Genomic DNA, 25,613 nt, shown 5'->3' on the forward strand with positions numbered 1-25,613 from the left:
TATAGCCTCTATATCCTTACTAATCCCTCACTTTAAGCGCAATTATGGTCATTTGTCATTCCATCAAAGTTATAAACTAACAAAAGAAATATATTGAACTTGTTACTTTTTAACATTAGTATGCATACTAAATCAACAACTATTTATAATTATGTGCTTTTAAAAATAGTTGTAACAGCAACGATTGAGCGAAAGCTAATTTATTTTACGCAATAAACTAGGTGATTTGATGCCGGTTAATCCAACAGCAAATATTGATAATATGAAGACTAAGAAAGCAACAACTTCTAGCACTATTAAAATTACGACAGAACAAGCCTCCTTTGAAAAAGGTAGTGGCTGTTTAGCTACATTAAAAAATACCGGATGGAATTTACTTGCTGAGGAAGTGAGTTTCCCTATCGCTGTTATTAATGAAGCTCACTTAATCAACAATGCTAAATGGATGCAAGAATTTAGTGACAAGTCGGCGGTAAAGCTTGCGCCACATGGCAAAACATCTATGGCACCTGAACTATTTCAAGTGCAATTAAATCATGGCTGCTGGGGCATAAGTTTAGCAACCGTTCCACAAGTGATTAATGCGGCTAATCATGGTGTTGAACGTATTATATTAGCTAACCAACTGGTGGGTTTATATCACATGCAAATAATTGCTGATTTATTAGCAACAACCTCCACCGAATTTTATTGCTTTGTTGACTCATTAGAAAATATTCACGCCCTCGGTAAATATTTTTCTACCAGAGATATTCAGTTAAACCTTCTGATAGAAATAGGCGTAGCACAAGGCAGATGTGGTTGGCGTGACACCGAAAATATTACACCGCTGTTAGCTACTATCGCACAGTATCCCTGTTTATCTTTATGCGGAATCAGCTTTTATGAAGGCGTTATTCATGGAGCAGCTGCAGAAGAAAAAATTCAAAGCTTTATTTCAAGTGTTAACGCTTTAATAAGTAAGATGCATATCGCAAACAAGTTTGACACAGATAATATTATTATTACCGGTGCTGGCTCTGCTTGGTATGATGTTGTTGCTAAAGCGTTGACGACAGACAATGTATTACTACAGATTAATTATACTGCCATTATTCGTCCTGGTTGCTATTTAATACACGATACGGGTATTTACCAAACAGCACAAAATAATATTCTTAACCGCAGTCAATTAGCCTGCGATATTTCAGGCGATCTTATTTCTAGTTTGTCATTGTGGGCGTATATTCATTCAGTGCCTGAGTCAGGGCTTGCCATAATAGGGTTAGGCAAAAGAGATGTTGCTTTTGATGCAGGTTTACCTACACCTGAATATATCTATCGTCCTGGCACAGAAAAACCCACTAAAATTCAAGGCAGTAGCAAAGTAACCAATATAATGGATCAACATTGCATGATGACTTTTGATCAAAACACCTCGCCACAACCGGGTGATTTAGTTTGTTTTTCAACTTCACACCCCTGCTTAACCATTGATAAATGGCGTTATATTGGTTTGATCAACGACAATTTTATTGTCACTAAAACCATGGAAACATTTTTTTAAAAAGAGCTTTCATTATTAAATTTCATTAACGCCACATTACTACCACAGAGCAGAACTAATGGATATTGTTAACAGTATAAAAGAGGGCTTAGGACATTTTAGCCCGTCAGAAGAGAAAGTTGCGCGATTTATTTTAAGTGATTTAAATTTTGCCGCCACTTCAGCCATTAATGAATTAGCTGAAAAGGCACAAGTGAGTCATGCAACCATAACCCGTTTAGCAAAAACCTTAAAATGCGCCAATGTTCGAGATTTTAAGTTAAAAATTGCACAGTCTGCTGCCGTAGGCGAACGTTTTACGAATGAAGATACTGTTGATAAGCATGACATTTCACACGTTTACCAGTCTATTCACGATATTTTGTCTCTGAACTCAGGTTTGATCAAAGATGACGTTGTCCAAGCAGCAAGTGCAAAGATTTGTGCAGCAAAACATTGTTTAGTGTTTGGTGTTGGTGGCGGTAGTAGTTTAATGGCAAGTGAATGCCAAAATCGTTTTTTTCGCCTAGGCATCCATAGTAATGCACATGCGGATCCGATGATGATGAGAATGACAGCAGCAACGGTTGATAAAGGTGATGTGGTTATTTGCTTGTCGCTCAGTGGCATTAGCCCTGACGTTTATAGCGCCGCTACTATTGCAAAAGAATATGGCGCAACCATTGTTGCAATATGTCCTGATAGTAAGATTGCTGAATTTGCACACTTTCATTTACCCATTAAAACACAAGAAAGTGATTATATTTTTAAACCCAGTGCCGCTAGGTATGTCATGTTAGCGGCCATCGATATTTTGTCGAGCGAATTAGCAATTACTAATCAAAGAAAATCTCGAGAGAAATTACGCCGTTTGAAAGTGCAACTGGATACACATAGAGAAGAAAATCAAGTTCCCCCTCAACCCAACCGCTTGCCACTTGGAGACTAATACGTGAATAATGATGCAGCAACACTTAACAATAAAACTGAAGAAGTCGATTTTTTAATTATCAACAGTCACGTTTTCGACGGAAGTGGTAAGGCTGCATCAGTGCAAGATATTGCTATTAAAGACGATAAAATTGTTGCTATTGGTGACTTAAAATCACAAAAATCTAAAAAAGTGGTTGATGCGACAGGACTGTCATTAGCACCAGGATTTATCGACGTACATACCCATGATGACTTAGAACTGCTGCGTAACCCACAAATGCTTAACAAAATTAGCCAAGGTGTTACCAGCGTTGTCATTGGTAACTGTGGTATTAGTGGTAGCCCTTATCATTCAACTAACCTTCCCCCTGACCCAATTAACTTGCTAGGTAAAAATAATGAGTTTTCATACTCGACCTTACAGCAATATATTAACCAGTTTAATAAGGTGCGCCCTAGCATTAACGCCGCTGCGTTAGTTGGCCATACGAGTTTACGGGCGCAAGTAATGGATAACCTAGCACGGCCAGCAACTGACGCTGAAATAAAAAGTATGGTTAAGCTATTAAAACTTGCCTTGGTTCACGGTGCTAAGGGCCTAAGCACAGGGCTTGCTTACAAAAATGCTCAAATGGCTTCAAAAGCTGAAGTAAGCGCATTAGTGAAAGAACTTAAAAGTTTTAACGCAATTTATTGTACCCACATTAGAACGGAATTTGACGGCATTATTGATGCTTTAGATGAAGCTTTTTTAGTAGCAAAACAAAGCGAAGTACCTGTGGTTATTTCTCACTTAAAGTGCGCTGGAAAAAACAATTGGGGTCGTGCAAATGAGATCACTAAACATATAACAACACAACAAAAGCACCAAAAAATTAGTTGTGACTGTTATCCGTACCACGCCAGCTCTAGCACCTTAGATTTACAACAAGTCACTGAAGACTTTGATATTTTTATCACTTGGTCAGCCCCCCACCCTGACAAGGCCAAACAAACTTTAAGTGCTATAGCCGAACAATGGCAAGTTTCCTTACAAGTTGCCGCACAACGATTACAACCTGCTGGAGCGGTCTATCATAATATGAGCGAAGACGATGTACGTCAGTTTTTAACCCTGCCTTTTAGTATGATTGGCTCAGACGGCTTACCTTGTGACCCACATCCACACCCACGTTTATGGGGCACGTTTCCGCGTATGTTAGGCCATTATTGTCGCGACGAAAAATTATTAAGCTTAGCTAAAGCGGTCCACAAAATGACTGGCCTTTCAGCAACCGAATTTCAATTACATGAACGAGGTTTTATCCGTGAGGGCTATTATGCAGACCTCGTGCTTTTTAACGCTGACACTATTACCGACATGGCTGATTTTTCCACTCCATTTGCGATTTCTAAAGGCATAGAGCATGTTTGGGTCAATGGACAGTTAAGCTACCAAGCAGCGACCGACAATGCAAAATTTGTTCTTAATAGCCAAGGTGCGGGCACCTTTTTACAACATGCATAAAACAAATAAGCTCTTATACAGCAATGAAATCTTTAATAAAAACAGGAGAAAATAAATGACAATTACACGTTATGGTATTGAAGGTGGTCAAGGCACTGGCGGACAACACTTGCCTTTTGCCCGTGCCGTTGAAGCGGGCGGTTGGTTAAAAGTGTCGGGACAAACCCCAATGCGCCAAGGTGAAGTCATTGAAGGTGGTATTATTGAGCAGTCGCGTATTGCAATTGAGAACTGTATAGCCATTATGTCCGAAGCAGGTTTTGCTCTTAAACATGTTGTTCACGTAACTGTTGTATTAACCGATGCACGCTATTTTCAATCCTTTAATAAAGTATTTAAAGAATTCTTTGGTGCACACCCTCCTGCACGCATCTGTATGGTGGCCGATCTCGTGGTAGATTGTAAAGTGGAAGTTGACGTTAGTTGCTATAAAGCGCCAGCCAACCAATAAACATAAAAGTATAAATACACCCGGCATAAAAACAATGTTTATTTGAGGATAAAACGCTCATGAATCACCTCTTTATTATTGCCTTTATTCTTTACATTTTGGCGATGATCGCCGTTGGCTGGTTTGTTTCTCGGCAACAAAAAACTGGCGATGACTTTTTGCTTGCAGGGCGCAATGTGCCCTTTGTTTTATCATTAGGGACGACTGTTGCAACCATGGTGGGTACTGGCTCTTCTATGGGCGCAGTAGGTTTTGCCTATAACAATGGTTGGGCTGGCGCTTTATACGGCGTTGGTGGTTCTATTGGTGTTTTATTATTAGCCTGGATTTTTGCGCCCGTAAGGCATTTAAAATTTACCACCATGAGCGAAGAGCTTGCTTATTATGTTGATGATAATCCTTATGTCAAAAATACCTTAGCATTTATTATTTATGGCGCAAGCATTGGCTGGTTGGGCGCACATATAATTGGTGGTGGCTTATATTTATCTTGGCTAACAGGGCTTGAAATTACGTGGGCAAAATTGATTATCGCCTTAAGCTTTACCATTTATGTCGTTATTGGTGGCTATACCGCTGTGGTATGGACCGACTCAATTCAAGCATTAATTCTATTTATCGGCTTTATTTTAATGGCCTATTTTTCGATGGACTATGTCGGTGGTTGGGACACTATGTTGGCCGCACAACCGTTAGAAAACATCAGTTTTTTTGCCTTAGATAACCTTGGCATATTACCTGCCATTTCATTAGCTTTAGCAATTTTAGTCGGTGTTTTAGCAACACCTTCTTTTCGCCAGCGCATATATTCAGGTAAAAATGTTGCCGGTATTAGAAAGTCATTTTTATATTCTGGTGGGCTTTATTTAGCCTTCTCAATTATTCCAGCCATTATTGGTATGAGTGCTTACGCTATAACCAATGATCTAGTCAACCCAGCCTTTGCCTTTCCTCATATCGCCTTAACAGTAATGCCTGTTGCTTTAGGGGTATTAATTATTATTGCCGGGATCTCAGCAACCTTATCAAGCGCAAGCTCTGATGCGATAGCAGGTGTGAGTATTTTATTAACCGATATTTACCGTGTAGTTTTCAAAAAACCACCCACGCCAAATAAAGTAGTTAAATTGTCTAGACTGGGCTTAATACTCACCATTGGTATTGCTTTACTGCTGGCACTTATCTCTAACAATATTATTAGCTACATTACACAAATGATAGCAGTGCTAATGTCTGGTATGTGTGTTTGCGGTTTGTTAGGCCGTTTATGGCCTGCTTTTACTTGGCAAGGAGCAATGGCAAGCTTATTAGTTGGTATGTTCACCGCTTTAGCCGTTAGTAGTTACCCACCTTGGCTAGATTATTTAGGCAATTCAATTATACCGGCTGTTATTAGCGCTGCTTTAGCTGGCGTTGTTGTAACCTTTCTTACTCAAGGGCCGAAATTGTTAAGAGTCAGTGTTAATGGTTAATGGTTAATGGTTAATGGTTAATGGTTAATGGTTAATGGTTAATGGTTAAGCAATAATAAATACATTATTACAAATAATTAAGGTAAATAGTCGTGTTATATAAATTGGTAATTAAACCTCTCTTTTCGGGGCTGTGCTTGGTACTCCCCTCTTTTGGCATAGCAGCTAAAGCGGTTAATGATACTTGCTTACTTCAACTAATGCCCTGTCCGCAAAGTATAAGCGTAACTACTGGCTATTATCAGTTAAAGCCAAAACTCAATATTTATATTGAAGGCATGAGTAATGAAAGACAACAAGCAACAGTAACACGCTTACAAAAGCAACTTAAACAATTAACTCACCTTAACTTTAGCCACTTAAATACCGTGCAGCGCATAAGTCAAGCCGACATTCTCGTTATTGTCGGTACTGATAGCTTAATTGACGACGCTAGCCATAACCCGTTTAAGCAAAACTACAAGTTACCCAGGTTAGGTGACGATGAAAGTTACCAATTAAACATCAATCACACAGCTGTTTTTATTGAAGCAAACAGTGATTTTGGTGCTATACACGCACTCACCACCTTAGTACAGCTAATTTCTGCTGTTGATCACACACACAGTAATGCTGACATTGCCCTTCAAAAGCCAGTGCAACAGACATTGCCAACACTACTGTTACCTCAGTTAAAAATTACGGATAATCCTAGGTTTAAATGGCGCGGTTTATTAATTGACAGTGTTCGCCACTTTATCCCCTTGCACGATATTAAACGCCAACTTAATGGTATGGCTGCCGCTAAACTTAACGTTTTGCATTGGCACTTAACTGATGACCAAGGTTGGAGAATAGAGTCAAAACGCTACCCTAAGTTGCATCAACTTGCTGCAGATAACTTATACTACACCCAGCAAGAAATAAAAGATCTTGTCGCTTATGCCAGCCTGTTAGGTATTCGCGTGGTTCCTGAATTTGACATACCCGGTCATGCTTCTGCAATTGCAGTTGCCTACCCAGCGTTATTAACAGAACAAAAAAACTATACTATGGAAAGACACTGGGGTGTATTTGAACCTGTACTTGATATAAGTAATGAAAAAACGTATCAATTTATCGACGCCATAGTTGCTGAAATTACCACATTGTTTCCTGACAATTACCTGCATATTGGCGGTGATGAAGTTAATCCTAAACAATGGCTTAACAACGACAACATTAAGCAATTAATGCAAGAAAAAAACCTGCAAACAAGCAATGACATACAACATTTCTTTAATGTTAAAGCACAAGAAATATTGGCAAAACATCAGCGTAAAATGATGGGTTGGGACGAGATTTATCACCCCGATTTACCCAAAGATATTGTTATTCAGTCTTGGCGCGGTTTAGCATCACTAAGCCAGTTTACAAGCTATGGTTATCAAGGGATATTATCAACAGGGTTTTATATTGATCAACCCCAATATAGCGCATACCATTATCGCAACGATCCAATGTCAAGCATTGAGTTTTATCAAGCAATTTCCGAGCAAAAAAAGCCTACAACTACCCTATTTAACAAAAACGATATTCTTCATATTTGGCAATTAAGCATTCCAAGGTTGAAAGGGACAAATGTGACTGGCACTTTTATTTTAACAACCAATAAAAACAGCCAAAAAACACCCTATTCAACGGGGTATTTACAACTCAATAATAAGGCTTTTCAAAAGGTTAACTTGTTAAAATCTACCACAACAGAAAACGCGGCCCAAACGCACGCTAGCAACACCTTAGTGTTTTCAACAGACAGTTGGATGGGGCCGCTAAAATTTGAGTTGAACTTAAAACAAGCAGAAACACTACCAGAAATCTTATCAACCAACACGGCTAATAGCCGTGTATTTATCGGTAATGCTTATTACCCTCTCATTGTAAAAAACAAAACCGTATCAACAGCAAGTGACAAAGGCGCCCCCAAGTTAGCGCCTGTAAACCATGTTACTGCCAAACAAGTACATAATATATTAGGGGCAGAGGCAACTCTTTGGGGTGAAATAGTCACAAAAAATAATATTGACCTACGTACCTGGCCACGCCTGTTTGTTATCGCTGAGCGACTTTGGTCAGCGCAACAATTAACCAGTATTGATAATATGTACCAACGTTTATTTTTTATAGACAAGTATTCAGACAATATTATCGGCCTAAAACACAACAAACAAATGTTAAATGGCCTGTCAGCGTATCTTGGTGAAGCCAGTACAAAACAAAATATGAATCTGTTAATGCGCTTAACCGAATTAATTGAGCCAGCACATTATTACACTCGCCATCATATAAAGTATCAACAAAATAAATACCACCAACTAGCTCCGTTGAATAGCTTAGTTGATTTTCTCCCTGTAGAAAGTTATGCACTTATAAAACTTAATAAGTTAATCAACACATACACAGCAGAAGACAATACTGCTTTCTCCGATATTAAAAGTATATTAAAGTCATGGCAAGATACTGAAAAACAACTTAACAAATTTATAGCTAAGAACCGTGGTTTTAGCGGCTTAGTCGGCTTAGCCACTGAACTAAACACATTAAACAAACTCGCAAATAATGTTATTAACCTGTGTGAAGCTCAAAGTCCTTTAACTCAACAACATTTACAGGCTAAAAATCCAGTAAACCCAGCAGATAAACTTATACGGCAACTAAACACATTACAAAACAAGCAGCAAGAGATTGTGCTTGCTGCTATTAAACCATTGCAACAACTACTGGCTATTTGCCAAAATAACAAAAACTTATATTAACTATTACTAAAGTAAGCCTCTATTTTCCTACTAGGTGCTAATTTTACCTTAAGCAGAGAAGTTTTATTATGAAAAAATTATTACCAACGGCTATAGCTACTTGTTTTTTAGCTGGCTGTAGTGCCATTATAATTGACTCGCACCACCAACAAGCTGTATATCAGAGTGTAGACTGGGTAACAGACAATACATTTACTCAGGGAGTAGAAGGCCCTGCAGTTGGAGCAGATGGTAACCTTTATGTAGTTAACTATAAACAAAACGGTACTATTGGGCGCGTAACAGGGCAAAATGAAGTTTCCTTACTTACCTTATTACCTAACAACTCAATTGGTAATGGCATACGTTTTGACCAGCAAGGGAATATGTATATTGCCGACTATGTTAATCATAATATTTTAATGATTAACAACCAGTCGCTATCAAAACAATTAGCTTTTAACGTAAGCGATAATAATACTAGCGAAGCAGCATTAGAGTTAAATACTGAGCTAGCCCCTCACTTAAGGGCAGAATTTGCGGCAGAGTTTACAAATAATGTTAATGTTTACGCGCATTCTTCTTTAATGAATCAACCTAACGATATTGCTATAAACCACCAAGGTATTATTTTTGCGAGCGATCCAAACTGGGCTGCTAATGACGGTAATTTATGGCGCATAGGGCATGATCGCCAAGTCGTATTATTAGAAAGCGGTATGGGTACAACCAATGGTATTGCGCTAAGCCCAGACAACAATATTTTGTATGTTAACGAAAGTGTGCAGCGTAATGTTTGGCAGTATCAATTAGACAGCAAGGGTAATATCAGCAATAAACAATTACTAATTAATTTTTCTGACCATGGTTTAGACGGTATGAGAGCAGACCTACAAGGAAATTTATATATAGCCCGTTACGGCAAAGGCGTTATTGCCGTTGTTTCTCCCCAAGGTAAGTTATTACGTGAAATAAAGCTTAAAGGGCAATTTCCAACCAATGTTGCCTTTGGCGGCGAAAATGGTAAGCAAGTTTTTGTTACTATGCAAAAACGTGGCGCTATTGAATCCTTCTTCATTGAGTAGCCTATATTAACGTACAAGCCTGTTATTAAAAAGCTACAGGCTTTTTTGTTATATGCCAAGCAAACGTATCACAATCTCATCTATCTATTGTCTTTCAGTGCAACAGGAAACAATTCCGTGGCTTTTTCACCCTGAAAGCTGAGCCAATTATTCCAGCCAAAACTAGTACAAATGAGCCACATAAAGTAATCAATTAACAGCAATTAATAACAACCCTGTTGGTGAAAAAATAGCCACACCAATGACGGATAAGAGCTACCATCAAAAACAAAGCCTTGTGGAATAACAACTCTGTTGTTAGGTAAAACATAATGCCAGTCTTCTAGTAGTTGCCATTGCCTTTTTCTAAAAAGTAATCGCCATAACTTGGCATATAATGAAAAGTGTTGTGTTTTAATTGCAAAAGGCTGTAACTTTGGCATGTCCATCACGTTTTTTACTTTATTAATAATATGATAAGTTGATTCTATCGCGAAAGGTTAATTAAACTAAAACGCAAAATTTAACTTAGCTTAATCCAAAGTTTTTATTAAACACCCGCCCTATTAGGAAATGTAATGTCATTAGAGTTATTACCTGAGTACATTGAAAAAGTAGATGAGCTTTTCACTAATGAAATGCCTATTAATATTATTGCCTTAGATATTGAAGCTGAACTCTTGCCCGAGCATGCTGCTATTTTATTGGAAGCTTTTCCAATAGCCCCGCGTTTGGCGCTTTGGCAAGAATTTGGTAGCGAGTACCAACAAGACATTTTTTTAGAAATGAAAAATGAATCGAGGCAAATGTTATTAAATGCACTTGATGATGATGCCTCCTTGCCCTTATTTGACAAGTTAGACGCCAATAGTTTACTTGAGCTCACTGAACATTTAAGTGATCGCTTTATTGAATATGCGATTTCTAAAATGACAGAAAAACAACGAGAACATTTTAAAAAATCGCAAGATTACACCGAAGATGAAGTAGGACGTTGGCAAAGCTTTAATGAAAATAAAGTATTGGCAAAGCTAAAAGTATTAGCCGCTAAGAAAATTTGCGCTAAAGACAAAAATAGCGCAAACGACGTGATCTATATTATCGATAATAAATCAGTATTAATAGGTGAAATACCTGTTAACAAACTGCTCTTTTTAAATGATGACATGCCATTAACCGATGTTAATTACCAAACGTGTATGCCGTTAGAAGCCACCAAAAATATGGACGAAGCAGCAGAAGCTGTTATTCTTAGTGACCAACTAGCCCTACCTGTTGTTGACGAAAACGGCTGTTTAACCGGGCATTTAGATTTACACACCGCCTATCGATACAAAGAGCAACAAACTGATAATCACTTAATCCATTCTGCGGGTTTAAGTGAAGCAGAAGATTTATTCTCAAGCATTTGGTTAAGTAGTAAAAACCGCGGTATTTGGTTAGGGATTAATTTAGTCACGGCATTTTTAGCGTCGTGGTTTATTGGGCTTTTTGAAGCGACATTACAACAAGTTGTGGCATTAGCGGTATTAATGCCTGTTGTTGCGTCCATGGGAGGCATATCAGGAAGCCAAACGTTAACCTTAATTATTAGAGGCTTAGCTTTAGGGCAGATCAGCGACGCCAACCGGCACGCTATTGTAATAAAAGAGCTTAAAGTAGGCGCAATAAACGGCATACTTTGGGCGACAGTGATTGGCATTATTACCTATTATTGGTTTGCCAACCCGATGTTATCAATGACCATATGTATCGCTATTTTAGGCAATATACTTGTTGCTTCACTGTCGGGTGTATGGGTACCATGGATATTAACAAAGTTGAATATTGACCCTGCCCTGTCAGGCGCGGTAATACTAACAACCGTTACCGACATATTTGGTTTTATCGCATTTTTAGGGGTTGGTACATTATTGCTGTTATAAAATTAACGAGTGCTAATAACAAACAGTATTTACAGTACAACTATTGAGGTAATTATGAGTCAAGCTGAGTTTATTTATGGTTATTATTTTAACCAACAAAGCCAAGACGACACTATTTCGTCGCTACATACGTTAGACACTAATCGCCCATATTGGTTACATTTTGACTATACCCAAGCAAATACTAAGCAATGGCTAGAGCAACAATCACAATTAAACCCTGTTGTTATTAATGCCCTACTCAACGATGAAACACGCCCTCGAGCGACCCTGTTCAATAACGGTGTGCTGTTATCATTAAGGGGGGTAAACTTAGCCCCCAATAGTGACCCGCAAGACATGGTTTCTATTCGCATTTGGTTTACGAAAGACAATATAATCAGCACCCGATATCGCACCCTACTTTCCACTAAAGACATAGCAACAGACTTTCATAACGGCTGTGGGCCCAAAACGGCTGCGCAGTTTATCACCCTGATCACCGAAAATTTAATCGCAAGAATGGGCCAAACCCTTTACGAGATAGAAGAAAAAGTATCAGACATAGAAGAGAACTCTTTAATGTTAAGTAGCTATGATTTACGTAATGACTTAGCTGACTTACGCCGACAAATAATATCTTTGAGACGTTATTTATCACCGCAAAGAGAAGCAATGAGCCAGTTGGTCAGCGATAAAATCACTCTGCTTTCAAATGAAGAAAAAATACAGTTACGCGAAACCTCTGATCACCTAACCCGCTACATTGAAGACCTAGACTCAATCAAAGACCGAGCCATTGTGTGTCAGGAAGAGATAAACAATAGTTTAACAGAGCAAATGAACAACCGTATGTTTGTTTTATCTGTTGTTGCCGCAATATTTCTGCCTTTGGGATTTTTAACCGGGCTACTAGGCATAAACGTTGGCGGCATCCCCGGCGCAGACAACACTAGCGCTTTTGGTATATTTATTTTAATACTAATAGCACTGGTAATATTACAAGTATGGCTTTTCAAAAAGAAAAAGTGGTTTTAGTATAAACTCAGCTTTATTTTTAATAAAAACCTGCAATTAATTACCCATTAACACCCTGAGTTCCCTCTAAACTATCTCTTTTGAGCCAATATTTTCTCCGGCCTTCATACCCGAATAAATATTGGCTTTGTCTGCTCAGCCTCACTCATCACTTCCTTTAATTCCGCATCTTGCTGCACGTATATTTAAGTGCTATTAGCATATAGCCATTATAAATTTTATTCCTAACCCGTATTTGATTAATTTTTTTGATTAAACAGATAAAAATATTTCGCTTTTCAATGTATCAATATAAGTACATTATTTTGTTTAAACAACAACCTGACTTTATATAAGGTAAGTCATGAACATAAATACTTATGAAGAAGCAAATGCTGATATTGGCATAGACAGTGATTGTGATATTGAAGAAGAAGGTGATGAAGATTTATTTTTTGACACTGGCATCGCAGGCTTTGAAATTGCCTATAGCTCTAAAAATAAAGAAACCATTAAAAGCAATACAAAAAAAGCGGCTAATAAACAATACCAAACTCGGCAGAAATTAGATTCTATTCGCGAACGTAAAGCGTTTGAAAAAGAAAATAATTCTTTTAGTGATTACTGGGATAGTTAATAGCAATGCGTATCAGCATTGCTTTTAGCCAAAGCACAATTAAACAAGAGAGAAAATACAACCATGAAAAAAACATTCACCTTGGTGTTATTCGCGCTTTTTAGTACCTTGGCTTACAGCCAAGATAACGAAGATGCATTAGAAGCAGCCCCAAAAAGTTATTTATTAAGCTTGCTTGCTGAATGCCAAGAGTACGCAATACAAGAAGAAATAGCACAAGAGAGCTTGCCACTGTATTTATTAGCATGCATTAATGAAGAGTTAGACAATAGCGCTTATAAACGCATTACAACCTTACCCATTGAAGGGTAAACGTTAACTATTAACATGTTTATTGACTCAAATTACTTAGCTCATTTATCTAAGTGGGCTATTTAATTTGAGTCTTTTTTTAAGCAATATTAAGCGCTCATTAACTACTTTTTCACCTAGTTATATTTTCACGTACGGAAACAATTGCAGTGTTTGTTCAATAATCGCGGCTTTTTGACTTTTAGCAAGATAAGCTGCAAATATTTCTCGTGAATAAACCGGCGCCGACTCTACCACATACAATTGTTTATTTGCTAAATACTCAAACGCCATTTGCCGTGGCAAATAAGCACTACCACCTGCGTCTAATAAAAAATTTAACGCAATTCTTGGCTGGCTCATATAGTGTTTTGCCGGTGTCGCGTCTTGAAAGTCTCGCCGGTATTGCGCATTAATAGCATCGCCATAATCCACCATAATGTAGTTATCTAATGCAGTAGTTTCACCAGTAAAATTAGGCTCTGTCGTCACTAAATGCAGTGGCACTGTAGCCACTTTTTCGGTAATAAGGTCTTCAACAAACGGTGGCTCAAACAAGAATGCAATATCAATAACCCGGCTCAGCACACTTTTACGCAGCTCAATCGGCGAATAAGTGTTGGTTAGTAGGCTCATATCATCCATATTACGGTGAATTTTTTTCAACCAGTCTTGCAATACTATATCCCATATTGACATCATAGAGCCAATGACAAGTTGCTGAGCATCATTTTCAGCCATGCCCACATCTTGTTTCGCTTTTTGCCACATAAATAACAACTCATTGGCATGTTTAATTAACCTATGGCCTTCTGACGTAATTTTTAAATGTTTTTGGCTACGATCAAATAACAGTACGCCTAAATCATCTTCCAATAACTTTATTCGCGCACTAACCGCTGATTGAGTAATAAATAAGTTCTCTGATGCAATTCTAAAGTGCAATGTGCGACTTACTTCAAGAAATGTTCTTAATAATTCAATTTTCATTTTTAATACCGTATACCATTAACTTTTATTTTACACACTGCATCTAATCATTTTTTTTAATCAAACCCATCAAAATATAGAACTTTAATACTTAACAACCTGACTATACACTGCGCTACAATGATTACATCACTTTTTAATTAGAATAAGTGATAAACCAAGGTTTATATTATGAAAATAGCGATATTATCAAGAAACTCAAAATTGTACTCAACCCGACGCCTAAAAGAAGCCGGTGAAGCGATGGGCCACCAAGTTGATATTATTGATACATTACATTGTTATATGGATATTACCAGCAGCCATTCAACAGTACGTTACCATGGCAAAGAGTTACCAAAGTATGACGCTATTATTCCACGTATTGGCGCTTCGGTAACCTTTTACGGCACCGCTGTTGCACGACAATTTGAAATGATGGGCACTTTTAATATTAATGAGTCGGTTGCCATTAGCCGCTCGCGCGACAAGTTACGCTCTTTACAATTATTATCACGTAAAGGCGTTGGGCTGCCGCGCACAGGTTTTGCCTGCAAGCCAGACAATATTAAAGACTTAATTAAAAATGTGGGTGGCGCGCCCGTGGTTATAAAGCTTTTAGAAGGCACGCAAGGTATTGGTGTTGTACTAGCCGACACTGCAAAAGCCGCAGAAGCAATAATAGAAGCATTTATGGGCTTAAAAGCCAATATTTTAGTGCAAGAGTTTATTAAAGAAGCCGGTGGCGCTGATATTCGTTGTTTAGTTATTGGCGGTAAAGTTGTTGCAGCAATGAAACGACAAGGCGCAGAAGGCGAGTTTCGCTCAAACCTCCACCGCGGTGGTAGTGCAGAAGTAGTTAAGTTGTCAAAAGCAGAGCGAGAAACAGCCATTAATGCCGCCAAAGTAATGGGCTTAAATTTATGCGGTGTCGACTTATTACGCTCTCAAAATGGCCCCATGGTTATGGAAGTGAACTCATCACCTGGGTTAGAAGGCATTGAAAAAGCAACAGGTAAAAACATTGCAGGTATGGTATTTGAGTTTTTAGAAAAAAACGCTAAACCAAACAAAACAAAAACACGCGGCAAAGGTTAACCATTATGATCATGGAAAAACTCACCATCGGTGAATTTGACATATTACCAGGCGAGCAAAAAAAAATTGAATTGCCGGTCGCTAAATTATATACCGACGCCAAGGTTTCTTTGCCGGTACATATTATACGCGCTAAAAAGCCAGGGCCTACCCTATTTATTAGTGCTGCAGTTCATGGCGATGAATTAAATGGTATTGAAATAATACGCCGTTTAATTCGTCAAAATAAATTTAAAATAACACGAGGTACTGTTATTGCCGTGCCTATGGTGAATGTTTACGGTGTGGTAAACCAGAGCCGTTACATGCCAGACAGACGTGATCTTAACCGTTGTTTTCCAGGCTCAGCCAAAGGCTCTTTAGCTGGCAGGGTCGCGTATATATTCTTAAATGAAATTGTTAAACATTGTGACTACGGTATAGATTTACACACAGGCGCTATTCACCGATCTAATTTACCGCAAATACGCGCTGACATGTCTGATGCTACCACCAAAGAGCTTGCAGAAGTGTTTGGCGTGCCGGTAATACTCAACTCTACTTTAGTTGATGGGTCATTACGTGAGTCAGCGGTGAAGAACAAAACAAAAATACTCTTGTATGAGGCCGGTGAAGCTCTCCGGTTTGATGAGTTTTCAATACGCGCAGGTATGAAAGGGATCCTGAATGTGCTACAGCATTTAAACATGACTAGAAAGTCTACCGCTAAAAAGAAAAAGGTCGCGCCTTTTATTGCCAATGGCAGCCAATGGGTTAGAGCGAACGCCAGTGGTATTGTACATAATTTAGTGAATTTGGGTGACCAAGTCACTAAAGGCCAGGTGTTAGCCGAAATTGGCAGCCCTTATGGCCAAGTGATCGATACCGTTAAAGCGACACGTTCAGGTATATTAATTGGCAAACAAAATATCCCCTTAGTACAAGAAGGTGAAGCTATGTTCCACATTGCCTACTTTAGTGAAGACGATGAAGATATTGCTGAACAAATTGAAACAGTGCACGAGTTATTATTACCCGACAACAATGGCATAAATTAAGGCACAAGATGAGTAAAAGTAAAACAATTATTGGCCGCTTAGAGTTGATAGCTTTACCTGACCTAGCTATTAGTGGGTTAGAAGTTAGAGTTGATACAGGAGCAAAAACCTCGTCGTTACATGTTGATAACATATCGAAAACGGTTAAAAATAAAAAACCTCATGTAACATTCGACATTCACCCTGACGTTCATAACGTCAACAGTATTGTTAACTGTACTGCGCCAATTAGTGATATAAGAAAAGTAAAGTCGTCTAATGGAACGGTTGAACAACGTTATGTAATAGAAACAACCGTGGTACTTGGCGAAGACACGTGGCCAATTGAAATAACGTTAACTGACCGCTCTGACATGAGCTACCTAATGCTCTTTGGCAGAGAAGCGATTGGCAAACGTTTTTTGGTTGACCCCTCAAAAGTGTTTGTTAACTCGTAACTAATACACTTTACCTACTTGCCACTTTTATTTACTCTTAAAGTATAGTTGCCGTGAGTTTATCAACGTGGCGAAGCGTTATTTGTGACAAAGCCAGCAATATAAAGCTGGCTATTTTTATTCACTGCTAACTGGTAATTATTGATTGTTGATTACTGATTGACGCCATCTTCTTTTGTTCAAACCACAAGTGCATAAAGTCTTGCGTTAGTTTTTGCTCTATTTCAAGTGCCTGCTCTGTGGGGCAAAAAATAGTAAAAAGTATTTCAGTATCACCAATTTCTGAAGTGGCTATTTGAATATGTGGCTCTGGGCCCGCAATATTAATCTCAAGACGACTTTCAATCAGTTGGTTATAACGAATAGCAACATCCCTAAAATCATCGCAGTATAAGTTGGCTTTTTCGTATAATTGCCCAAGAAATTCAAAAGGGTTAACACTGGCATCACGCACAATAGTAAAGTGATGCATAGCATAACGTTTTAAAAAGTTTAAGTTTTTTATAACCGAGCTAATCAATAAGCTATTGGGTAAATAGAGTGTTTTTCCCGTATATTGGTAATCATCTTTATTGACCTCTAGCAAGGTTAACTTTGCCCAGTCAGTAGAGTGAACTTCACCAAAATAATTACCTACTTGTATCCAGTCACCTATGCGAAAAGGCCGACTAGACATCAGGTAAATAAAACCAATAAAGCACTGTATAAATTCTCTTGTGGCTAAGACAATGGCCACAATAAAAGCAGCAATAGAAAAAGCAAACTTTTGAATTTCATCTGCCCAAACATTAAAAAGCACAACAATCATTAGTAAGGTAAAAGTATTGTTTACCATATTAATTTTTATTTTTTTATCGCTTTTATCACTTTTAGACTTATATTTAATTGATTTAATAAGCAGTTTTTTTAACAAAAAAATCGTTAAAAAAAGTACTAAAGTAAAAAAGAATTTATTGTCGAATATAAGTGTGTGTAATGCTGTTAGGTCTATTTTAGAAAAAAACTCATTCATAATAATATATAAGGTGCCTTAACGTGTCATAAAGTAGCAATAGTAGGTAGAGTACACGCTGTATTGTGTTTTACCGTGTCATTCTACCTTATTGCAAGTAATAAAATAAACAGACTTAAGTGCAATAATATAATAAGTATTTCACCCCTTTTAGATTCATAAAAAGCGTCGCGTTAATGAGAGTTTTCATCCACACCAAATGGGTCATCAAGAGAATAAGATGGCTGGGTAAACCATACTGGCCCTTGCTCTGCCATATAAAAATGGTCTTCTAAACGAATACCAAACTTATTAGGTACAACTAACATTGGCTCATTACTAAAAACCATACCTGTGGCCAATAGGGTTTGCTCACCACGTAATAAGTAAGGCCATTCGTGAATGTCTAAACCACAGCCATGGCCTGTTCTATGGGGTAACCCAGGTAATTCGTAATCTGGCCCATATCCATGGTTGGCAATAACCGCACGAGCTGCAGCATCAACATCGCCACAAGTTGCGCCCAACTGTGCGGCTGTAAACGCAGCCATTTGAGCATCTTTTTCTACTTGCCATGCAAGTCGCTGTTCTTTGCTAGGTTCGCCATAAGCATAGGTTCTGGTTATATCGGCGTTATAACCATGTAATAAGCAGCCCGTATCAATTAATACCCAGTCATTGTTGGCCAATATCTGCGGGTCTTTAACACCATGTGGAAATGAGGTGGCTAAACCAAAGAGCACAATGCAAAAAGAAGAGCCAGACGCCCCCACCCGCTTATGGGCTTCATTAATAAAGTGTGTAACCTCAACTGTGCTAATACCAGGGCGTAGAATGCGTGCAGCCGCTTTATGTACTTCCAATGTCATCCGTTTAGCTTGTTGCAATAAAGCAATTTCAGCCATTGATTTAATTTGACGACATGGCGCACTTATATCAGCGCCATTAGTAAAGTTGACACCAGGCGCTGCTTTGCGTAAACCGTCAAAAATAAAAAAAGCGGTTGACTCATCAACAGCAACTTTACCTTGGGTAATACCGAGCTTGCTTAAAATATTAGCAAATAATGTATACGGGCTTTCGTCCTCATGCCAGCCATTATAGTTGCCTTGAATAAGCATATTGTCTTGTAATGAACCTTGTTCAAAATGCGGGGCAATATATTCTAACTCGCCGGTTGCGGGTAAAATAGCCCCTACCATACGCTCTGATTTATACCAGTTTAAGCCGGTAAAATAGTACAAGTTGGTCCCTGCGTCTAAATATAAAGCAGACACACCCTGCTCTTGCATTAATTGTTGTGCCTTGGTTATTCGCGCTTGAAATTCTGTTTTGCTAATTGCAGTTACATCTAACGTCATGTCAGATAATTTATTAAGCTCAACTTCCATAGTAGAGCCGCCAACGCCAATCGTCATAAGTTACGCCATAATGGTATACAATATGCCAAGCATAATATCAAAGCTTTTGTGCTTGTACAATCGACACCTTAGCGCTTATAGGTAACGTTTTAGCGCTAGCTTTATTTACTGGCTAAGCCCAACCAAAAAGGGCAAGCTTACGCCTGCCCTTATTACGGTATACTGTGTTTATTTTATACTAAACTTTTACCTTTTTGTTTTGCTTTTTTAATATCTTTAATAAGGCATCCAAGTAAAATAATAAACACGCCACTGGCAATCACAGGCCAAATTAATACATAAATGGTAAGTAAGGTAGTAGACATAATTTATTCCTTAGTTATTATCACTAAATTCAACAACACGTTGCTTAATCACGGCAAAGTCAAAAGCGCGTTTATTGCTTAATAAGGTTAGGGCCACACAAATAATGGCACTAGCGCCATAGGCAGTAAGTGAGCTTAACAATACGGTATAATCACGTAAAAACCCTAAGGTAAAAAACAGCAAAAGTACTGCTGTAATAGCCCCTAAGATCCCCCCTGCAGTACGGCCAAAAAAGCCAAAACACATTAAGCCAATAACAACACCACCGCCTACGCTTGCGGTTATTTCAAAAAACAATGCTACTGCGCCGGTTAAGGCAAACCATTCAAAACGAGCAATAATAAAAAGTAAAAATGCGCTAGTTACCGCCGTGGTAAACGCAACATTTGTTACCCTATTCCAGTACAAACTAGCAATCACAGGAAAAACAATTGCCCCCCATAGCGCACCAACAAAAATAAGCATAGAAAGAATATCGAGCTTAAGGCTGGCAAACATAACACCTAATGTAGTGGCAACCACCATAGTTACACGTCCTACCCAAAGCATTTTTTTAGGGTTAGGTTTATTTTTACTTAAGTGCTTACCGTATACGTCAGTCATTATAATGGCCGACAACGCTGACAGATCAGAGTCAGCAGTAGATGAAAGTGAGCCAATAATCATAACAAATAATACCAACACCATCACAGGCGACAGGTAGGTTGCCGCCATTTGCGGAATTAAATTATTTAAATCGCCGTCTACCGGTTGCACACCCGCTAATAGCGCTAATAACCCCAGCATACCTAGGCCTATAACAATAGCGCCATAGCCAATAGTTGCGGTAATAAAGCTTGGTTTTATTAAATCTTCACGTACGGCAAATAAACGTTGTGCAATTGTTTGATTACCAATAGCGTAAGCAAGCACAGCAACAAAAAAGGGTGCACCTTGCTCTAAAATGGCGGTGCTAGAGAAGAAATCAGCCTGCTCTATTGTTAAGTTACTCATACCCTGAGTAAATAAATCAGGGCCGTCGAGCTCAAAAAACAGCATAGGAATAATAACCACAGCCGCTAACATCATAGCCATTAACTGGCCAAAATCGGTAAAAACTGAAGAGCGAAAACCTGACCAAAAGGTATACAAAAGCACACCTGTGCCCGCTATTAATACCCCTTGGGTAAAGCTAAGTGGTGATAAAATATCAACCAAAGCACCAGCAGCGGTGAAGTTAACCATTAAACTAATGATACTACCCACAACATTTGAAGACGCTAAAATCATTTGGCTGGCACTACCATGACGCGCATGCATAATTTCAGCTAAAGTACGCGCATTGGGTGCTAACTCTCTAAAGCGCCGGCCAAACGGATAAATAAATAAAATCATCAGCGCGCCCCAAAAACCGTAATGAATAGCCCCTGACAAACCATATTTATACCCTGAGCTTGCCGCCGCATAAAACGACGCTGCCCATATCCAAGTGGCTGTCATGCTGGCGGCAGACATACTAAAACCAACAGAGCCATTAGAAACCATGTAGCCGTCGGCATTCTCTTGTTTTTTGCCAATACTTAATGTGAATAGAAAAGTTAAACCATAAAAAGCAAATAACACCAGCAGTATAGTGCTGGTACTAAACTGAAACATTTTGACTCCTACACCATGTCACTCGTAATTACTTAGTGTAATTGGGTGAACGTTATTATTAATTTTACGCAGTAAAGAACACACGTAAATAGTTAGAAGACTACTAAATAAGTCACGAAATAGATTAATCGTGTTAGTAGCAAAATAGCTGATACTGTAATCAGTAAAGGATAATGCAGGTATAAACCTACATAAGGCGCGTATACTAACACAAATGATGGGGGTTTAGTAATTTAGGGTAATATGTTGTATAAAATTAAACCCGTTAAAGTAAGGTTTGCCTTCGCTCATACCTCGCATCCGTTTATGTCTGGTGCGTTGTTTGTATATTCCTCACCTGCTCTGCGCCAGCGGCGTAACAATAAAGCTAACTTGTGATGAGCGTGATTGACTCCATTCAAACTAACACATTAAAGCTTAGTTAATATTACCGTAAAACAGATGCCTATGTGACAGCGAAGTTGTAGATCGTGGCTTTAGCCCGACACATTAGCTTGTAGATCGTGGCTTTAGCCCGACACGTTTGCTTGTAGATCGTGGCTTTAGCCCGACACATAAGCTTGTAGGTCGTAGCTTTAGCCCGACACGTTTGCTTGTAGGTCGTAGCTTTAGCCCGACACAACTGTTAATACTAACATGACATTTCCTTTCTCATTTTCTAAGCTGCCTGTGCGGCAGTGAACTACAACTTAGACGCGATATGTCAGAGATTTATTTTCTAAGCTGCCTGTGCGGCAGTGAACTTTCTGTTGGTGTTCTTCTTCTTGATTCTGTCTTTCTAAGCTGCCTGTGCGGCAGTGAACTTGTTGATCATGAAATGGTTGATTACGTTCAATTTCTAAGCTGCCTGTGCGGCAGTGAACTCATAGCGTAATCATCATCTATATAGTTGTCATTTCTAAGCTGCCTGTGCGGCAGTGAACGTACAATATCATATTACAACTATTATGAACCATTTCTAAGCTGCCTGTGCGGCAGTGAACGCGATGTTAAGCACAACAGGCTTGACTTCGACTTTCTAAGCTGCCTGTGCGGCAGTGAACCATTGTATTCGTCTTTGTTAGTAAAAACCTGATTTCTAAGCTGCCTGTGCGGCAGTGAACTCTAGGTTTTGGCGTTGGCAAAATGCTAGGTTTTTCTAAGCTGCCTGTGCGGCAGTGAACAGATAGCTAAAACTTAGACAGTGAAACAAGTATTTCTAAGCTGCCTGTGCGGCAGTGAACAATTTAATAATGAAGTTGGTGTTGCTTCTCCATTTCTAAGCTGCCTGTGCGGCAGTGAACAGCTACAACAAAAATCACCGCTAGCCGCTGAATTTCTAAGCTGCCTGTGCGGCAGTGAACCCGTTGACCTTTCAACAGTAGCAACTTTTGTGTTTCTAAGCTGCCTGTGCGGCAGTGAACGATCCTAGCAACCTTGAGCCGGTAACCAACCATTTCTAAGCTGCCTGTGCGGCAGTGAACTGGAAAAGGTTATCGCAAGTACCGCAATGACCTTTCTAAGCTGCCTGTGCGGCAGTGAACACTAAGTAATACCGTTTAGTTAACGAGCAAAATTTCTAAGCTGCCTGTGCGGCAGTGAACGCCTGATTGCCTGGTTGATTGCCTGATTGCCTTTTCTAAGCTGCCTGTGCGGCAGTGAACACATTCACACGTTACCTTATGAGTTTACGGAATTTCTAAGCTGCCTGTGCGGCAGTGAACTTTGAAACCTAAGTGACGTATATCCTGTATAATTTCTAAGCTGCCTGTGCGGCAGTGAACATCAAGTAATACTATTAGCAAGAAACAATACATTTCTAAGCTGCCTGTGCGGCAGTGAACCTATCGAATCAAAAGAGAAACCCTTAAGAGTTTTTCTAAGCTGCCTGTGCGGCAGTGAACCACTAACTAAAAAGTTTATGGAAGTGCTGATCTTTCTAAGCTGCCTGTGCGGCAGTGAACCTGGGTAGTCAGCCAGGTTGGCGGCCGAATATTTTCTAAGCTGCCTGTGCGGCAGTGAACGTTACCCAAACATTGTTTACATACTTGTCGGCTTTCTAAGCTGCCTGTGCGGCAGTGAACGTTGTTGATCCGTTACTATCCGGGCTTGGCCATTTCTAAGCTGCCTGTGCGGCAGTGAACCAGGCAACAAGGTCGCCGGGTTATTGTTTTTTTTTCTAAGCTGCCTGTGCGGCAGTGAACCATTTCGCATGCCCGATCATCTCCATGACGTATTTCTAAGCTGCCTGTGCGGCAGTGAACCTCACTGTATGTTGGTCCTTGGGTGCTGTTATTTTCTAAGCTGCCTGTGCGGCAGTGAACTTAAGCACACCACAACAATCCCTGTTAATTTATTTCTAAGCTGCCTGTGCGGCAGTGAACGAAAAAAGCCAAAGCCACGGAGAACTTCTAATGTTTCTAAGCTGCCTGTGCGGCAGTGAACGTTGTGCCGTGCGTAAGTGATAACGCTTGCAATTTCTAAGCTGCCTGTGCGGCAGTGAACTTATTTTACAAATAATACCGTTTGTGCGTTGGTTTCTAAGCTGCCTGTGCGGCAGTGAACTGTGAAAGAGCGCTTTGGTGGCGACTCAGACATTTCTAAGCTGCCTGTGCGGCAGTGAACTATCACCCAGGTGTTGCGGCTAACCCATTTATTTTCTAAGCTGCCTGTGCGGCAGTGAACAAAGCATTGGTATTGCATAAGCCCACAATTTTTTTCTAAGCTGCCTGTGCGGCAGTGAACTGGGCAACGCAGGTTGGTGCAATATCATCTTTTTTCTAAGCTGCCTGTGCGGCAGTGAACACGAAGTGATTATAACTGACCGAAAACCAACGTTTCTAAGCTGCCTGTGCGGCAGTGAACTTTTATCTTTTGCATAATGGGCAACGCAGGTTTTTCTAAGCTGCCTGTGCGGCAGTGAACACGGCATTGATAGTGTAGTTAATTCTTTTATTTTTCTAAGCTGCCTGTGCGGCAGTGAACTTTTTGGGGTTGTTGAACTCTGCCAGCTCTTTTTTCTAAGCTGCCTGTGCGGCAGTGAACCAGTGTGCGATGTGGAAAATCTAAGTCGAGCGTTTCTAAGCTGCCTGTGCGGCAGTGAACTTTTTGGGGTTGTTGAACTCTGCCAGCTCTTTTTTCTAAGCTGCCTGTGCGGCAGTGAACCTTTACCCAAAGCGATTGCCGCACGCATGAATTTTCTAAGCTGCCTGTGCGGCAGTGAACATCAGCCCTTGAGCTTCTCCAGAGCTGACATTTTTCTAAGCTGCCTGTGCGGCAGTGAACTTCAATATTTAAAAATGTCTCTTCGATTATGGTTTCTAAGCTGCCTGTGCGGCAGTGAACAAAACGGCAAGGCATTAACTGAAACAATCGAATTTCTAAGCTGCCTGTGCGGCAGTGAACTTCATTTTGCCAATCTTCATATTGTAAAAAATTTTCTAAGCTGCCTGTGCGGCAGTGAACGTTTTAATGACGCTTTGTTCTACATTTAAAAATTTCTAAGCTGCCTGTGCGGCAGTGAACTAAATCAGCTGATTTTAACGTAAAAACATGCTTTTCTAAGCTGCCTGTGCGGCAGTGAACCGGAAAAAATAGAGCAAGCAGCTAGAGAATTATTTCTAAGCTGCCTGTGCGGCAGTGAACAGTAGCTAGATCACAAAGCGGTTGATAAGAGATTTCTAAGCTGCCTGTGCGGCAGTGAACTCATGAGTAGCAACAACAGACTGGTTAGAACTTTTCTAAGCTGCCTGTGCGGCAGTGAACATGTTGCCCATTTTGACTTGCAGAGAAGTAATTTTCTAAGCTGCCTGTGCGGCAGTGAACTTGATTTAAACAACCAAAAGGAACGCAAAGATTTTCTAAGCTGCCTGTGCGGCAGTGAACTATCAGCACCAAAAGTTAAAGGGAACACTACGTTTCTAAGCTGCCTGTGCGGCAGTGAACTCGGCTTGCCGGGCTAGGCTGTTCGTAGTTGTTTTCTAAGCTGCCTGTGCGGCAGTGAACATTTATAACTCTGAATTACCAAGTTTTGAAGCTTTCTAAGCTGCCTGTGCGGCAGTGAACGCCCGATTCTAGCGTTACAACGTACCAGTCATTTTCTAAGCTGCCTGTGCGGCAGTGAACAATGTGTGCCGCTTGTTAGTGCAGCGATGCTTTTTCTAAGCTGCCTGTGCGGCAGTGAACA

The 25,613-nt window shown here is 39.6% G+C and carries 20 protein-coding genes and 1 CRISPR repeat array (1 of these 21 cut by a window edge); of the genes, 14 read left to right on the forward strand and 6 right to left on the reverse strand.

The features are described from left to right. Positions 1–229: 229 nt before the first annotated feature. The 7 genes from AC0UA9_RS03775 to AC0UA9_RS03805 all read left to right on the forward strand — a co-directional run bounded on the left by AC0UA9_RS03775 (position 230) and on the right by AC0UA9_RS03805 (position 9,726). Entirely contained in the window at positions 230–1,546 is a 1,317-nt protein-coding gene (locus tag AC0UA9_RS03775) for an alanine racemase (RefSeq protein ID WP_475657256.1), read from the forward strand. A gap of 58 nt (positions 1,547–1,604) precedes the next feature. Continuing rightward, on the forward strand, positions 1,605–2,474 hold the full coding sequence (locus AC0UA9_RS03780; protein WP_475657261.1) for a MurR/RpiR family transcriptional regulator: 870 nt from the start codon (positions 1,605–1,607) through the stop codon (positions 2,472–2,474). A 3-nt stretch (positions 2,475–2,477) separates the two neighbouring features. Continuing rightward, entirely contained in the window at positions 2,478–3,965 is a 1,488-nt protein-coding gene (locus AC0UA9_RS03785) for an N-acyl-D-amino-acid deacylase family protein (RefSeq protein WP_475657265.1), read from the forward strand. Between the two features lie 55 nt (positions 3,966–4,020). Continuing rightward, the gene (locus AC0UA9_RS03790) at positions 4,021–4,416 is read left to right on the forward strand and encodes a RidA family protein (protein ID WP_475657268.1); all 396 of its coding nucleotides are present in this window, start codon (positions 4,021–4,023) and stop codon (positions 4,414–4,416) included. A 59-nt stretch (positions 4,417–4,475) separates the two neighbouring features. Next, complete coding sequence (locus AC0UA9_RS03795; protein ID WP_475657272.1) at positions 4,476–5,888, forward strand: sodium:solute symporter family protein; 1,413 nt, start codon at positions 4,476–4,478, stop codon at positions 5,886–5,888. A 137-nt stretch (positions 5,889–6,025) separates the two neighbouring features. Then, positions 6,026–8,662, forward strand: coding sequence for a family 20 glycosylhydrolase (locus AC0UA9_RS03800; protein WP_475657276.1), 2,637 nt, complete (start codon positions 6,026–6,028; stop codon positions 8,660–8,662). A gap of 68 nt (positions 8,663–8,730) precedes the next feature. Next, a complete protein-coding gene (locus tag AC0UA9_RS03805; RefSeq protein WP_475657279.1) occupies positions 8,731–9,726 on the forward strand; it encodes an SMP-30/gluconolactonase/LRE family protein in 996 nt (331 codons plus the stop codon). A gap of 203 nt (positions 9,727–9,929) precedes the next feature. Here the strand turns inward: AC0UA9_RS03805 and AC0UA9_RS03810 are convergent, their stop codons facing one another. Next, entirely contained in the window at positions 9,930–10,148 is a 219-nt protein-coding gene (locus AC0UA9_RS03810; protein WP_475657281.1) for a DUF1353 domain-containing protein, read from the reverse strand. Positions 10,149–10,283: 135 nt separating this feature from the next. Here AC0UA9_RS03810 and AC0UA9_RS03815 point away from each other — a divergent pair, with 135 nt between their 5' ends. From AC0UA9_RS03815 to AC0UA9_RS03830, 4 genes are all read left to right on the forward strand, one after another. Continuing rightward, positions 10,284–11,630: a magnesium transporter gene (locus AC0UA9_RS03815; protein ID WP_475657283.1), complete on the forward strand. Its 1,347-nt coding sequence runs from the start codon at positions 10,284–10,286 to the stop codon at positions 11,628–11,630. A 54-nt stretch (positions 11,631–11,684) separates the two neighbouring features. Then, positions 11,685–12,647: a zinc transporter ZntB gene (locus tag AC0UA9_RS03820; RefSeq protein ID WP_475657285.1), complete on the forward strand. Its 963-nt coding sequence runs from the start codon at positions 11,685–11,687 to the stop codon at positions 12,645–12,647. A 343-nt stretch (positions 12,648–12,990) separates the two neighbouring features. Next, a complete protein-coding gene (locus AC0UA9_RS03825; protein ID WP_475657287.1) occupies positions 12,991–13,263 on the forward strand; it encodes a hypothetical protein in 273 nt (90 codons plus the stop codon). A gap of 63 nt (positions 13,264–13,326) precedes the next feature. Continuing rightward, positions 13,327–13,575 (forward strand): hypothetical protein, encoded by a 249-nt coding sequence (locus AC0UA9_RS03830; protein ID WP_475657289.1) that lies wholly within the window; start codon positions 13,327–13,329, stop codon positions 13,573–13,575. A gap of 120 nt (positions 13,576–13,695) precedes the next feature. Here the strand turns inward: AC0UA9_RS03830 and AC0UA9_RS03835 are convergent, their stop codons facing one another. Further along, positions 13,696–14,544, reverse strand: coding sequence for a LysR family transcriptional regulator (locus AC0UA9_RS03835; protein ID WP_475657293.1), 849 nt, complete (start codon positions 14,542–14,544; stop codon positions 13,696–13,698). Between the two features lie 171 nt (positions 14,545–14,715). Here AC0UA9_RS03835 and rimK point away from each other — a divergent pair, with 171 nt between their 5' ends. From rimK to AC0UA9_RS03850, 3 genes are read left to right on the forward strand one after another with little or no spacing between them, the layout of a single operon-like run. Next, entirely contained in the window at positions 14,716–15,621 is a 906-nt protein-coding gene (gene rimK / locus AC0UA9_RS03840) for a 30S ribosomal protein S6--L-glutamate ligase (protein WP_475657297.1), read from the forward strand. A gap of 11 nt (positions 15,622–15,632) precedes the next feature. Continuing rightward, a complete protein-coding gene (locus tag AC0UA9_RS03845; protein WP_475657574.1) occupies positions 15,633–16,658 on the forward strand; it encodes a succinylglutamate desuccinylase/aspartoacylase family protein in 1,026 nt (341 codons plus the stop codon). Between the two features lie 8 nt (positions 16,659–16,666). Next, positions 16,667–17,095 carry an ATP-dependent zinc protease family protein gene (locus AC0UA9_RS03850; protein WP_475657300.1) on the forward strand — a complete coding sequence of 143 codons (429 nt, stop codon included), beginning with the start codon at positions 16,667–16,669 and terminating at the stop codon, positions 17,093–17,095. A 127-nt stretch (positions 17,096–17,222) separates the two neighbouring features. Here AC0UA9_RS03850 and AC0UA9_RS03855 read toward each other — a convergent pair whose 3' ends face one another. The 4 genes from AC0UA9_RS03855 to AC0UA9_RS03870 all read right to left on the reverse strand — a co-directional run bounded on the left by AC0UA9_RS03855 (position 17,223) and on the right by AC0UA9_RS03870 (position 21,448). After that, on the reverse strand, positions 17,223–18,107 hold the full coding sequence (locus tag AC0UA9_RS03855; protein ID WP_475657303.1) for a mechanosensitive ion channel family protein: 885 nt from the start codon (positions 18,105–18,107) through the stop codon (positions 17,223–17,225). Between the two features lie 173 nt (positions 18,108–18,280). Then, a complete protein-coding gene (locus AC0UA9_RS03860) occupies positions 18,281–19,504 on the reverse strand; it encodes a M24 family metallopeptidase (RefSeq protein ID WP_475657306.1) in 1,224 nt (407 codons plus the stop codon). A 176-nt stretch (positions 19,505–19,680) separates the two neighbouring features. Further along, on the reverse strand, positions 19,681–19,812 hold the full coding sequence (locus tag AC0UA9_RS03865; protein WP_475657310.1) for a putative transporter small subunit: 132 nt from the start codon (positions 19,810–19,812) through the stop codon (positions 19,681–19,683). Between the two features lie 10 nt (positions 19,813–19,822). Beyond that, the gene (locus AC0UA9_RS03870) at positions 19,823–21,448 is read right to left on the reverse strand and encodes a sodium:solute symporter family transporter (protein ID WP_475657312.1); all 1,626 of its coding nucleotides are present in this window, start codon (positions 21,446–21,448) and stop codon (positions 19,823–19,825) included. Between the two features lie 655 nt (positions 21,449–22,103). Continuing rightward, positions 22,104–25,613: direct repeats of the CRISPR family, unit length 28 nt; unit sequence TTTCTAAGCTGCCTGTGCGGCAGTGAAC (it continues 1,439 nt past the right edge of the window).

Source organism: Colwellia sp. F1, from assembly GCF_056238625.1.